Consider the following 12,844-nt stretch of genomic DNA (forward strand, 5'->3'; position numbering starts at 1 on the left):
ACGCGATGATGAACACGCAATACACGATCACCGAACTGGCCCGCGAATTCGATGTGACGCCGCGCGCGATCCGTTTCTACGAGGACCAGGGTTTACTCTCACCGAGCCGCGAAGGATCGAGCGGATTGCGCCGCGTGTACTCCGGGCGCGACCGCACGCGGCTCAGGCTCACGCTGCGCGGCAAGCGGCTGGGCTTCACGCTGTCGGAAATCCGCGCGCTGCTGGATCTGTACGATTCGCCGACTGACACCGTTCCCCAGTTACAGGCGTTTCTCGCGACGGTGATCAGGCATCGCGAAGTGCTCGAACGTCAGCGCGAAGACCTGAACGCGACGCTCGAAGACCTCGCGCAATACGAAGCGCAAGCGCGCGTGCTGCTCGAAAGCGGCATGCGCGGCAACGGCTATGACGAAGCGGAAAAACTCGCGCACGCAGACGCATCGAAAGAAAAAACCTGAGCAGGAGATCGGGAGACATACACGATAGTTGGCGCGGCTTTGCGTGAAGATGTGCCGAACGCCCTGCAACACGCTTCAAAAGACAATGCGTCGGCGCTGCGCCCGATGGCCTGAAGCGGCCTGAAGGCGCCTCGCAGGCTCACCCGGGCGATACAATCGCGGGTGTCTTCACGACATTGAACGAATGCACGGTCGACATGAATCACTTTCCCAAACTGCTGTCGTCACAGATCGGCTTCGACGTCGCGGAGACGCTGCTCGCGGGCTTCGACCGGCATTACAACGTCTTCCGTGAAGCCGCGATCTGCGCGAAAGACCTGTTCGAAGCCGGCGACTGGCATGGCCTGCAAAAGCTCGCGCGCGATCGCATCGCGTCGTATGACGATCGCGTGCGCGAATGCATCGAAAAGCTCGAAGACGAATATGACGCAGAGAACATCGACGACGACGTGTGGCAGCAGATCAAGCTGCACTACATCGGTCTCTTGACGACGCACCGCCAGCCCGAGTGTGCGGAGACGTTCTTCAACTCGGTGTGCTGCCACATCCTGCACCGCTCGTACTTCAACAACGATTTCATCTTCGTGCGGCCCGCGATCTCGACGGAGTACATCGAGAACGACGAGCCCGCCGCGAAGCCGACGTATCGCGCGTATTACCCCGGCAAGGACGGGCTCGCCGTCACGCTGGAGCGCATCGTCACGAACTTCCAGCTGAACCTGCCGTTCGAGAATCTCACGCGCGATGTCGAGTGCGTGATCCAGGCGTTCCGCGACAACTTCGGCACCTTCAACGAAGCGCCAAATTTCCAGATTCATGTGCTGTCGTCGCTGTTCTTCCGGAACAAGGCGGCATACATCATCGGCCGCGTGATCAACGCCGATGCGATGGTGCCGTTCGCATTGCCGATCCATCACGTGAAGCCGGGCCTTCTCGCAGTCGATGCGCTGCTCTGCCGGCGCGATCAGTTGCTGATCATCTTCAGCTTTTCGCACTCGTACTTCCTCGTCGATATGGAAGTGCCGTCCGCGTATATCGAGTTTCTCAGCAGCATTCTGCAAGGCAAGCCGAGGGCGGAAATCTATACGTCGGTGGGCTTGCAGAAGCAGGGCAAGAATCTCTTCTATCGCGATCTGCTGCGGCATCTGAAGCATTCGAGCGATCTGTTCATCGTCGCGCCCGGCATCAAGGGCATGGTGATGCTGGTGTTCACGCTGCCGTCGTTCCCATATGTGTTCAAGTTGATCAAGGATTCTTTTCCGCCGCCCAAGGACACGACGCGCGAAAAGGTGCAGAACAAGTATCAGTTGGTGAAGCGTCACGACCGCCTGGGACGCATGGCCGATACGCTCGAATATTCGAGCGTCGCGTTGCCGCTGTCGCGCCTCGATGACGCGCTCATTCGCGAACTGGAAAAGGAAGCGCCGTCGATGCTCGAATACGAAGGCGACAATCTCGTCATCAAGCATCTGTACATTGAGCGCCGCATGGTGCCGCTCAATATCTTCCTGCAACACGGCACCGACGCCGACATCGATCACGGCATCAAGGAATACGGCGACGCGGTAAAGGAACTGATGCAGGCGAACATCTTCCCCGGCGACATGCTGTACAAGAACTTCGGCGTGACGCGTCATGGGCGCGTCGTGTTCTACGACTACGACGAGATCGAATATCTCACCGACTGCAACGTGCGCGCCGTGCCGCCGCCGCGCAACGAGGAGGACGAGATGTCGGGCGAGCCGTGGTACACGGTCGGACAGCACGACATTTTCCCGGAGACGTACGGCACGTTTCTGCTCGGCGATCCGCGCGTGCGCGAATCGTTCATGAAGCATCACGCGGATTTCTTCGAGCCGTCGCTGTGGCAAAAGAACAAGGACTCGATTCTCAAGGGCGAATTGCCCGACTTCTATCCCTATGACCGCAGCCTGCGCTTTTCCGTCCGCTATCCGGAACGGTTCGCTGCGGATCGCGCCGCCGATGCGGATCTGGCGCCCGCCGCGCGCGTCGCATGAACGCGTGCCGCGTCCGCCATTGGATAAACAGACACAAGCTATTTACGTCGAAACGATCATGAACACGACCCCCCCTCCCGCCCCTCATCCTCTCGCGCATCTGTTCAAGAACAACGATGCGTGGGTCGCGCACAAGCTCGAAGAAGACCCTGAATTCTTCTCGCGGCTCGCGCATCAGCAGGCGCCCGAATATCTGTGGATCGGCTGCGCGGATTCGCGGGTGCCCGCCAACGAAATCATCGGCTTGCCGCCGGGCGAAGTGTTCGTCCACCGCAACATCGCGAACGTCGTCGTGCATACGGACCTGAACTGTCTGTCGGTGATCCAGTTCGCCGTCGACCTGCTGAAGGTCAAGCACATCATGGTCGTCGGCCACTACGGCTGCTCGGGCGTCGGCGCGGCGCTGCTCGGACGGCGCGTCGGTCTCGCCGACAACTGGCTGCATCACGTGCAGGACGTGCGCACGAAGCACGCGGCGCTGCTCGAGGAATGGCCGATGGGCGAAGCACGGCATCGGCGTCTCGTCGAACTGAACACGATCGAGCAGGTGCTCAACGTGTGCCGCACGACGATCATCAACGACGCGTGGGCGCGCGGCCAGGACCTCACCGTTCACGGCTGGGTGTACGGCGTGCATGACGGCCGCGTGCGCGATCTGGGCATGACGGTGAAAGAGCCGGCAGCACTCGAAGGAATCTATACGAATTGCGTCGCGGCCGTATCGGCGGGTCGCGCGCACACGGCAGACAACGACATGGTCGCCGCCGATGCCGCAAAGCTCGGCGGTGTGGCCGCTGTCGTCCATGGAGTCATCAAGGAGCTGAAACATGAGTGAGACAAAACACGATCCGATCGTCATCGTTTCCGTCGCGCGCACGCCGATGGCGGCGTTCCAGGGCGAGTTCGCATCGCTGACGGCGCCGCAGCTCGGCGCCGTCGCGATCAAGGCGGCCGTCGAGCGCGCGGGCCTCAAGCCCGAGCAGATCGACGAAGCCGTGATGGGCTGCGTGCTGCCCGCCGGCCAGGGTCAGGCGCCCGCGCGTCAGGCTGCGCTCGGCGCGGGCCTGCCGCTGTCGACGGGATCGACGACCGTCAACAAGATGTGCGGCTCCGGCATGCGCGCGGCGATGTTCGCGCACGACATGCTGACGGCCGGTTCCGTCGACGTGATCGTCGCGGGCGGCATGGAGAGCATGACGAATGCGCCGTACCTGCTGCCGAAGGCGCGCGGCGGGATGCGCATGGGCCACGGCCAGGTGCTCGATCACATGTTCCTCGACGGCCTCGAAGACGCCTATGACAAAGGCCGTCTGATGGGCACGTTCGCCGAGGAATGCGCAGCGTCGTTCGACTTCACGCGCGAGGCGCAGGACAAATTCGCCATCGAATCGCTGACGCGCGCGAAACGCGCGAACGAAGACGGTTCGTTCGCGTGGGAAATCGCGCCCGTCGCCGTCGAAGGCAAGAAAGGCAGCGTCACTGTCGAGCGCGACGAACAGCCCTTCAAGGCGAACCTCGACAAAATCTCGACGCTCAAGCCCGCATTCAGCAAGACGGGCACGGTGACGGCCGCGAACTCGTCGTCGATCAGCGACGGCGCGGCGGCGCTCGTGATGATGCGCGAATCGACGGCGAAGAAGCTCGGCGTCACGCCGCTTGCGCGCGTCGTCGGCCACTCGACGTTCGCGCAGGAGCCGGCGAAGTTCACAACGGCGCCCGTCGGCGCGATCCGCAAGCTGTTCGAGAAGAACGGCTGGAAGGCGGCAGACGTCGATCTGTACGAGATCAACGAGGCGTTCGCAGTCGTCACGATGGCCGCGATGAAAGAACACGGGCTGCCGCACGACAAGGTGAACGTGAACGGCGGCGCCTGTGCGCTCGGCCACCCGATCGGCGCATCGGGCGCGCGCATTCTCGTCACGCTGATCGGCGCGCTGAAGAAGCGCGGGCTGAAGCGTGGCGTCGCGAGCCTGTGCATCGGCGGCGGCGAAGCGACGGCGATGGGCATCGAGCTCGTCTAACCCCTGTTCCAACGACAGCGCGCGGCAATCCGCGCGCACGAGGACACTTCATGAAGACCGTGTTGATCGTAGGCGCGTCGCGCGGCATCGGCCGCGAGTTCGTGAAGCAATACAGGCACGACGGCTGGCGCGTGCTCGCCACCGCGCGCGACGACGAATCGCTCGGCGAACTCGTCGCGCTCGGCGCCGAAGCGTTTTCGCTCGACGTGACCGATCCCGAGGAAATCGCCGCGCTCGGCTGGAAGCTGGACGGCGAGCGGCTCGATGCCGCCGTGATCGTGTCGGGCGTGTACGGCCCGCATACGGAGGGCGTCGAGACGGTCAGCGCGGAAGACTTCGACTTCGTCATGGCGACCAACGTGCGCGGGCCGATGCAGCTGATCCCCGTTCTGCTCCCGCTCGTCGAGGATGCGCGCGGCGTGCTCGCGGTGCTGTCGAGCCGCATGGGCAGCATCAGCGAGACGACGGGCACGACAGGCTGGCTGTATCGCGCGAGCAAGGCGGCGCTGAACGACGTGCTGAAGGTGACATCCGTGCAGACGCGCACCGCCACCTGCGTCGCACTGCATCCGGGCTGGGTGCGCACGGACATGGGCGGCGCCAGTGCCGCCGTCGATCCGGCGCACAGCGTGAAGGGCATGCGCGAGGTGCTGGCGCAGGCGGCGAGCACGCCGCATCTCTTTCATGGCCGCTTCTTCCAGTACGACGGCACCGCGCTCGAATGGTGAGCTTCACACTAACCGGGGAGACATCCGCATGCTGCTCGATCAGGACCATCTGATGATCCGCGACGCGGTTCGCACCTTCGTGCGCGAAACCGTGACGCCAAACGCCGCGCAATGGGACCGCGACCGCACGTTTCCCGCCGACGTGCATCGCCAGCTTGCAGAGCTCGGCGCGTATGGCGTGCTCGTGCCCGAGGAGTACGGCGGCGCCGGGCTCGACGCGCTCGCGCTTGCAGTGATACTCGAAGAAATCGCGGCGGGCGACGGCGGCACGTCGACGGCGATCTCCGTCAACAACTGCCCCGTGTGCAGCATTCTGCTGACGTATGGCAACGAAGCGCAAAAGCGCGACTGGCTTACGCCGCTCGCGCGCGGCGAGATGCTCGGCGCGTTCTGCCTCACCGAGCCGCAGGCGGGCTCGGATGCGTCCGCGTTGCGCACCACGGCCACGCGCGACGGCGACTTCTACGTGCTCAACGGCGTCAAGCAGTTCATCACGAGCGGCAAGAACGGCAATGTCGCGATCGTAATGGCCGTCACCGACAAGAGCGCCGGCAAGCGCGGCATCAGCGCGTTCATCGCGCCGACGGATATGCCGGGCTATGTCGTCGCGCGCCTCGAAGACAAGCTCGGCCAGCATTCGTCGGACACCGCGCAGATCGTCTTCGACAACTGCCGCGTGCCGGCCGCGAATCTGATCGGCGCGGAGGGCGAAGGGTATCGGATCGCGCTGTCGGGTCTGGAGGGCGGGCGTATCGGCATCGCGGCGCAGAGCGTCGGGATGGCGCGCGCGGCGCTCGAAGCGGCCCTCGCGTACGCGAAGGAGCGCGAGAGCTTCGGCCAGCCCCTGTTTGCGCATCAAGCCGTGCAGTTCCGTCTCGCCGACATGGCGACGCAACTCGAAGCGGCACGCCAGTTGATCTGGCACGCGGCATCGCTGAAGGATGCGGGCCAGCCCTGCTTGACGGAAGCGGCAATGGCGAAGCTGTTTGCGTCGGAAGCGGCAGAGCGGATCTGTTCGGCTGCGTTGCAGATTCACGGCGGCTACGGCTATCTGAGCGATTTCCCCGTCGAGCGCATTTACCGCGACGTGCGCGTGTGCCAGATCTACGAAGGCACGAGCGACATTCAAAAAATCCTGATCGCGCGCGGACTCAGCTAAACCTTTCACGACCGTTCATGACCGCATCAGCGAAGCAACGCCCTGTCGATTGTCCTTGCGGCGGCGCCGCGCCCGATCGGCGCGACACCGGCAAGCCGCCGCGTTTCGCCGACTGCTGTGGCCGCTACATCGACGGCGGTGCCGCTGCGCCGACCGCGCTCGAACTGATGCGCTCGCGCTATAGCGCCTACGTGCTCGGCGAGTCCCAATATTTGCGCGACACGTGGGCGGCGCAAACCTGCCCCGCCGATCTCGACGTAGACGCCGATGCGCCCGATGCGCCGCGCTGGCTAGGTCTGCAGATCAAGCGCTACACACCGCTCGACGATACGCACGCCGAAGTAGAGTTCGTCGCGCGCTACAAGGTGGGTGGACGGGCGCATCGGCTGCATGAATCGAGCCGTTTTGTCAGAGGTGAAGACGGGCGCTGGCGTTATGTCGACGGCGATGTGAGCGATCGCTGACGCCAACGCTTCGAACGCCGCGCAGTCGCATCCCAAGCGACTGTTCACATCACTCAAAAAGGGCGGATTCCACAACAAAATCAAGGTGTTGGATCGACACCACGCCCCTCAAAATCGCTCCCTCTCCGGATTGCCTGGCGGCCCGCGCAGAGCCGTTGCGCCCGCATCGACACACCTAGAATTGGTTCCGCAAGGGGTTTGTACTGAATTGCACAAATATAAATTGTCGTGCCAGTATGAGTCCCACAGATGTTGCAGCGCTTTGTAGCGAGGTGGCGGACCACCGCTCCCGCAGGATGTCCAGATGCACCGCCGGCTGACCCTTCGGTACGGCAAGCAATCAGGGACATCGCGAGGCGCTCACTCGACGCGTGGGGTCGCGTCTACCGGCTTCGGTTCATCCAAATGCTGTCCTGGTCAGTCCGCCTGCGCGAGGAGCGCAGCGTACACGGCGTTTTTGGCCTTGATTTTGCATGTAACCGTAGCGCAATCAGCCCGTAAGGGAAGCTTCAGGCGTTTTTGAATGTAGGTGTTGCGGATGGCGTTCAGCAAAGTTCTGACAGTTTGTGCGATGTCGGCGGCCTTCATGGCCTGCGCTGTTTCGTTCGCGCACGCCGATCCGCTCGCGGAAGCCGATGGCCCGCTGAGCCGCGCAAACGTGCAGCGCCTTGCGCTCGACGACGGCTATCTTCCCGTCGTCAAGCTGAGCGAACAGATCATCCGCATTCCCGTCGGCGCCGACGGCAACGTCACCCTCGAAACGACGGTCTACAAACCGGACGGCCCCGGCCCGTTCCCGATGGTCGTCTTCAATCACGGCAAGATTCACGGCGATCCGCGCATGCAGACGCGCAGCGATCCGATGTCGCTCGCGCGCGAGTTCGTGCGCCGCGGCTATGTCGTCGTCGCGCCTAATCGCCAGGGTTTCGCCGATTCGGGCGGCACGTATGTACAAGACGGTTGCGACGTGACGCGCAACGGCCTGAGCCAGGCCGCCGATGTCGCCGCGACCGTCGACTACATGTCGAAGCAAAGCTACGTGGACACGCAGCACATCGTCGTGGCAGGCACGTCGCACGGCGGTCTCGCGACGATTGCCTACGGCATGGACGCCGCGCCCGGCGTGCGCGCGCTGATCAATTTCTCCGGCGGCCTGCGACAGGACGCCTGCTCCGACTGGCAAGGCAATCTGGCGCGCGCATTCGGCACGTACGGCGAGAAGACGCATGTGCCGTCGCTGTGGCTGTACGGCGACAACGATTCGATCTGGCCGTCGTCGCTGGTTTCGCGCATGTACACCGCTTACACGCAACATACGCAGGCGTCGGGCGTCAGCGCGAAGATGGTCGATTTCGGCTCGTACAAGAACGACGCGCATCGTCTCGTCGGCGATCGCGACGGCGTGCACATCTGGTGGCCGTCCGTCGAGGCGTTCCTCGCGCGCGTCGGCATGCCGACGGGCGTCCAGTATCGCGTCGCCGAGCCGACGCAGCCAAAGGCCACGCATTTCGCGTCGATCGATTCCGTCGACGCAGTGCCTTACGTCGACGAGGCCGGCCGCGCCGGATATCGCAACTTCCTGCACCAGTATCCGAGCCGCGCGTTTGCAGTGTCGAATACGGGCGCGTGGTCGTGGGCGGAAGGCGGCGACGATCCGATGTCGGTCGCGGTCGCGAACTGCCAGAAGCAGAGTTCGGACCCGTGCCATCTCTACGCGGTGAACGACAACGTCGTCTGGAAAGACCCGTCGACTCAAACGGCCGACGCGGACAACGATTCCACGCCTAACGACAACGGCAAGCCGGCTCTCGCCAGCCGTTGATTTCGCTCCGCTGCGCGCGCTAGTGCCTCTCTCTGCGCATCGCGCGCCGGCGTAAATCATCTGACCTGTTCCGTTTTCCCGATGCGCGCCGTCATTGCGTCCAACGCGCGCGTCTCCCTTTGCATAGGCATACGCTCGTGCATGAATTGTTCGAAGAGGTTCAGCATCGTGTCGCGCGCCGCGGTGGGAAAGAGCGCGTCATCGAGCCTGTTGGTGATCGAATTCAGGTGCGGATTAACTTCACACGAAATTCATCGACACGCGAAAGAACGCCTTGGCGACTCGATCCATAAAACCGCCGGCGGACAAAAGAAGCCGACGATCAGGATTCCAGATTCTGTTCGGCATCCATTGCAATCGTCGCTGCGCGCCCGGCGTAGAAGCCGCACATAAACCCGTTTGCTGAGCTTTATCTCACGCCGACCACAGAGCCGTTAACGTGCACGCCTTCGCCCGTATTCCGTGATACCGGCAAAAAATGCGCGGACGCAGCCCGGATTTTTTCGCACCGGCCCCAAGACTTTGCCGTCGTCATCTACGGTCTTCTGCGAGCTTCCCGATGGAACGGTCGCAAGCTGTCGCCAACCACGGAAAATCGCGCGCAGACCCTTGAAAACACGGTGTTTTCCGATAGTGCATCGCAGCGGATATCGCGCTAATCTCACTCCCGCTGTCGCAAGGAAGCGCACTACCGAGGCACCGCGAACAGGTTGCAACGCGTCGCGGCAACAGCACATTCGGCGTAGCAAGGAAGCCCGCGATCGTCGAGCGCCGACGATGCCGCGGCACTTTCCCCTCGCCGGATTCAAGGCGGACGTTCACCGTCCCGATTCGCCAGCAGCATTTGCATGACCGACACGCGAGACGCGCCGCGCCCGCCGCCCGCGCCTTGCCCGGTTCATGGTCGGAGTTGTTTTGAATACACAAGTAACGGAAGACTGGGTCGCCCGCAGCCTGCGCGCCGTGTGGCATCCCTGCACGCAGATGAAACATCACGAGCGCTATCCGCTCGTGCCCGTTTCGCGTGGCGCCGGCGCGTGGCTCTACGATCGCAACGGACATCGCTATCTCGACGCGATCAGTTCGTGGTGGGTCAATCTGTTCGGCCACGCGAACCCGCGCATCAACGCCGCGCTGAAGGATCAGCTCGACACGCTCGAGCACGCGATGCTCGCCGGCTGCACGCACGAGCCCGCCATCGAGCTCGCAGAGCGTCTCGGCGCACTCACGCAGCACGCGCTCGGTCACGCGTTCTTCGCGTCGGATGGCGCGTCGGCCGTCGAAATCGCGCTTAAGATGAGCTTCCACTCGTGGCGCAATCGCGGCTACGACTACAAGCGCGAGTTCGTCTGCGTCGCGAACAGCTATCACGGCGAGACGATCGGCGCGCTCGGCGTCACCGATGTCGCGCTCTTCAAGGATGCGTACGATCCGCTGATCCGCAACGCGCATGTCGTCGCGTCGCCGGATGCGCGTTTCGCACGCGACGACGAAACAGCCGCGGGCGTCGCACAGCGAGCGCTCGACGACGTGCGCTCGCTGTTCGAAGCGCGCGCGAACAACATCGCCGCTTTGATCGTCGAACCGCTCGTGCAGTGCGCAGCGGGCATGGCGATGCACGACGCGTCGTACATCGCGTGCTTGCGCGCGCTGTGCGACCGCTATGGCGTGCATCTGATCGCCGATGAAATCGCCGTCGGCTGCGGACGCACGGGCACCTTCTTCGCCTGCGAACAGGCGGACGTGTGGCCGGATTTCCTGTGCCTGTCGAAGGGAATCAGCGGCGGCTATCTGCCATTGTCGATCGTGCTGTCGCGCGACGAAATCTTCGCGGCCTTCTACGACGACGACACGACGCGCGGCTTCCTGCATTCGCATTCGTACACGGGCAATCCGCTCGCGTGCCGCGCGGCGCTTGCAACGCTCGATCTGTTCGCGGCCGATAACGTGCTTGCCGCGAACGAGACGAAATCGGCCGCGCTGCGTGCCGCGCTCGAACCGCTCGCGCAGCATGCGCATGTGCGCAATCTGCGTCAGCGCGGCACGATCATCGCGTTCGATGCCGAAATCGACGACGCCCACGCCGCGAAGACCTTCTCGCGCCGCTTCTTCGAGAACGCGCTGAAGCGCGAACTGCTGCTGCGCCCGATCGGCACGACGGTGTATCTGATGCCGCCGTACATCCTCGACGACGAAGAGATCGCGCTGCTCGCCGAACGCACGCGCGCGGCCTTCGAAGCGACCTTGGCGGAGACGCGCTGATGCATCTGCTCGAAACGCTCGAACAGGGGCTGAAGGATATCGACGCGCTTGGCCTGCGCCGTCGCCGCCGTACCATCGACTCGCCGTGCTCCGCGCACATGACCGTCGACGGCCGCGACATGATCGGCTTCGCGAGCAACGACTATCTCGGGCTCGCCGCGCATCCGCTGCTCGTTGCCGCGATGACGGAAGGCGCCCGCCGCTATGGCGCGGGCAGCGGCGGATCGCATCTACTGGGCGGCCACTCGCGCGCGCATGCGCAACTCGAAGACGATCTCGCGGCGTTCGCGGGCGGCTTCGTCGACAATCCGCGCGCGCTGTACTTCAGCACCGGCTATATGGCGAATCTCGCTACGCTCACCGCGCTCGCGGGACGCGGCACGGCGCTGTTCTCCGATGCGCTCAATCACGCGTCGCTGATCGACGGCGCACGGCTCTCGCGCGCCGAAATCCAGATCTATCCGCACGCGGACACCGAAGCATTGAGCGCGATGCTCGACGCTTCGGACGCCGCCACAAAGCTGATCGTCACCGACACCGTGTTTAGCATGGACGGCGACGTTGCACCGCTCGCCCGTCTGCTCGAACTCGCGGAAAAGCACGGCGCGTGGCTCGTCGTCGACGATGCGCACGGCTTCGGCGTGCTGGGGCCGCAAGGACGCGGCGCCGTCGCCGAGGCCGCGTTGCGCTCGCCGCAGCTGATCTCGATCGGCACGCTCGGCAAGGCGGCGGGCGTGTCGGGCGCGTTCGTCGTCGCGCACGAAACGGTGATCGAATGGCTCGTGCAGCGCGCGCGGCCGTATATCTTCACGACGGCGTCGGTGCCCGCTGCCGCGCATGCCGTGTCCGCGAGCCTGCGCATCATCGAAGGCATCGAGGGCGACCAGCGCCGCGCGCATCTGCGCTCGCTGATCGAACGCACGCGCGAGATGCTCAAGCGCACTCCGTGGCTTCCCGTCGATTCGCAGACGGCCGTGCAGCCGCTCGTCATCGGCGCGAACGAGGCGACGCTCGACGTGGCCGCCGCGCTCGATCGCGCGAATCTCTGGGTGCCCGCGATCCGTCCGCCGACAGTGCCCGAAGGCACGTCGCGTCTGCGCATTTCGCTGTCGGCGGCGCACTCGCATAGCGATCTCGATCAGCTCGAACACGCGTTGATGAAGACAGCGGAGACGCTCGCATGAGCCGCGCGCTGTCTCTCTTCGTGACGGGCACCGATACGGAAATCGGCAAGACGCTGGTATCCGCGGCGCTGCTGCGCGGCTTCGCGCGCGACGGCTTGCGCGCAGCCGCGATGAAGCCGGTTGCGGCGGGCGCGTCGATGGTGGACGGCGTGCCGCACAACGAAGACGCCGATCAGCTCGACGCCGCCGCCAACGTGCTGTTGCCGCCCGCCATCCGCACGCCGTTCATGCTGAAGGAACCGGCCGCGCCGCACATCGCCGCTGCGCACGAGAACGTCACGCTCGACATGGCGCGCATCGTCGACGCGCACCAGGCGGCGGCACAACTGGCCGATGTCGTGGTCGTGGAAGGCGTCGGCGGCTTTCGCGTACCGCTCACCGATGCGCACGATACCGCCGATCTCGCCGTCGCTTTGAATCTGCCCGTGGTGCTCGTCGTCGGCATGCGGCTTGGTTGCATCAGCCATGCGCTGCTGACGGCGGAAGCGATCGCCGCGCGCGGACTCCCCATCGCCGGCTGGGTCGCGAACCGCGTCGATCCCGCAATGCGATTCGCCGACGAGAACATCGCCGCGATCCGCGAGCGGCTCGACCGTCAATACCGCGCGCCGCTGCTCGGCAGCGTGCCGCATCTGTGCCCCGCGTCGCCGGACATCGCAGCGACGCATCTCGACACCACCCGACTGTTGCAGACGTTGCGTGCCGCGCAGCGCTGAAGGTCTTCGAAA

General features: G+C 64.3%; 12 protein-coding genes. 11 read left to right on the forward strand and 1 reads right to left on the reverse strand.

Translation table 11 applies throughout. The features are described from left to right. Window positions 1-8: 8 nt before the first annotated feature. The 7 genes from BN2476_RS11375 (at window position 9) to BN2476_RS11405 (ending at window position 6,848) form a co-directional block, all read left to right on the forward strand. A complete protein-coding gene (locus BN2476_RS11375; protein ID WP_087734335.1) occupies window positions 9-458 on the forward strand; it encodes a MerR family transcriptional regulator in 450 nt (149 codons plus the stop codon). 197 nt (window positions 459-655) lie between these two features. After that, complete coding sequence (aceK, locus tag BN2476_RS11380) at window positions 656-2,476, forward strand: bifunctional isocitrate dehydrogenase kinase/phosphatase (RefSeq protein WP_087734336.1); 1,821 nt, start codon at window positions 656-658, stop codon at window positions 2,474-2,476. A gap of 58 nt (window positions 2,477-2,534) precedes the next feature. Beyond that, window positions 2,535-3,311, forward strand: a complete 777-nt coding sequence (can, locus tag BN2476_RS11385; RefSeq protein ID WP_087734337.1) for a carbonate dehydratase — start codon at window positions 2,535-2,537, stop codon at window positions 3,309-3,311. Next, window positions 3,304-4,497, forward strand: coding sequence for an acetyl-CoA C-acetyltransferase (locus BN2476_RS11390; protein WP_087734241.1), 1,194 nt, complete (start codon window positions 3,304-3,306; stop codon window positions 4,495-4,497). Before can ends, BN2476_RS11390 begins: the two co-directional genes overlap by 8 nt. Window positions 4,498-4,547: 50 nt before the next feature. Further along, window positions 4,548-5,225, forward strand: a complete 678-nt coding sequence (locus BN2476_RS11395; RefSeq protein WP_087734242.1) for an SDR family oxidoreductase — start codon at window positions 4,548-4,550, stop codon at window positions 5,223-5,225. 28 nt (window positions 5,226-5,253) lie between these two features. Beyond that, window positions 5,254-6,384: an acyl-CoA dehydrogenase family protein gene (locus tag BN2476_RS11400; protein WP_087734243.1), complete on the forward strand. Its 1,131-nt coding sequence runs from the start codon at window positions 5,254-5,256 to the stop codon at window positions 6,382-6,384. A gap of 17 nt (window positions 6,385-6,401) precedes the next feature. Continuing rightward, the gene (locus BN2476_RS11405) at window positions 6,402-6,848 is read left to right on the forward strand and encodes a YchJ family protein (protein ID WP_087734244.1); all 447 of its coding nucleotides are present in this window, start codon (window positions 6,402-6,404) and stop codon (window positions 6,846-6,848) included. 417 nt (window positions 6,849-7,265) lie between these two features. On the opposite strand, the gene BN2476_RS47010 is transcribed toward BN2476_RS11405, so the two are convergent. Then, window positions 7,266-7,436: a hypothetical protein gene (locus BN2476_RS47010; protein ID WP_162497869.1), complete on the reverse strand. Its 171-nt coding sequence runs from the start codon at window positions 7,434-7,436 to the stop codon at window positions 7,266-7,268. Here BN2476_RS47010 and BN2476_RS11410 point away from each other — a divergent pair. The 4 genes from BN2476_RS11410 (at window position 7,387) to bioD (ending at window position 12,832) form a co-directional block, all read left to right on the forward strand. Then, on the forward strand, window positions 7,387-8,670 hold the full coding sequence (locus BN2476_RS11410) for a dienelactone hydrolase family protein (RefSeq protein ID WP_087734245.1): 1,284 nt from the start codon (window positions 7,387-7,389) through the stop codon (window positions 8,668-8,670). The two genes, BN2476_RS47010 and BN2476_RS11410, sit on opposite strands and share 50 nt — an antisense overlap. A 900-nt stretch (window positions 8,671-9,570) precedes the next feature. Further along, window positions 9,571-10,932: an adenosylmethionine--8-amino-7-oxononanoate transaminase gene (gene bioA / locus BN2476_RS11415; protein ID WP_173819608.1), complete on the forward strand. Its 1,362-nt coding sequence runs from the start codon at window positions 9,571-9,573 to the stop codon at window positions 10,930-10,932. Next, window positions 10,932-12,116: an 8-amino-7-oxononanoate synthase gene (gene bioF / locus BN2476_RS11420; RefSeq protein WP_087734247.1), complete on the forward strand. Its 1,185-nt coding sequence runs from the start codon at window positions 10,932-10,934 to the stop codon at window positions 12,114-12,116. The genes bioA and bioF overlap by 1 nt, the downstream gene beginning before the upstream one ends. Then, window positions 12,113-12,832 (forward strand): dethiobiotin synthase, encoded by a 720-nt coding sequence (bioD, locus tag BN2476_RS11425; protein WP_087734248.1) that lies wholly within the window; start codon window positions 12,113-12,115, stop codon window positions 12,830-12,832. Before bioF ends, bioD begins: the two co-directional genes overlap by 4 nt. Window positions 12,833-12,844: the final 12 nt, after the last annotated feature.

Source organism: Paraburkholderia piptadeniae, assembly GCF_900007165.1.
Classification (GTDB): domain Bacteria; phylum Pseudomonadota; class Gammaproteobacteria; order Burkholderiales; family Burkholderiaceae; genus Paraburkholderia; species Paraburkholderia piptadeniae.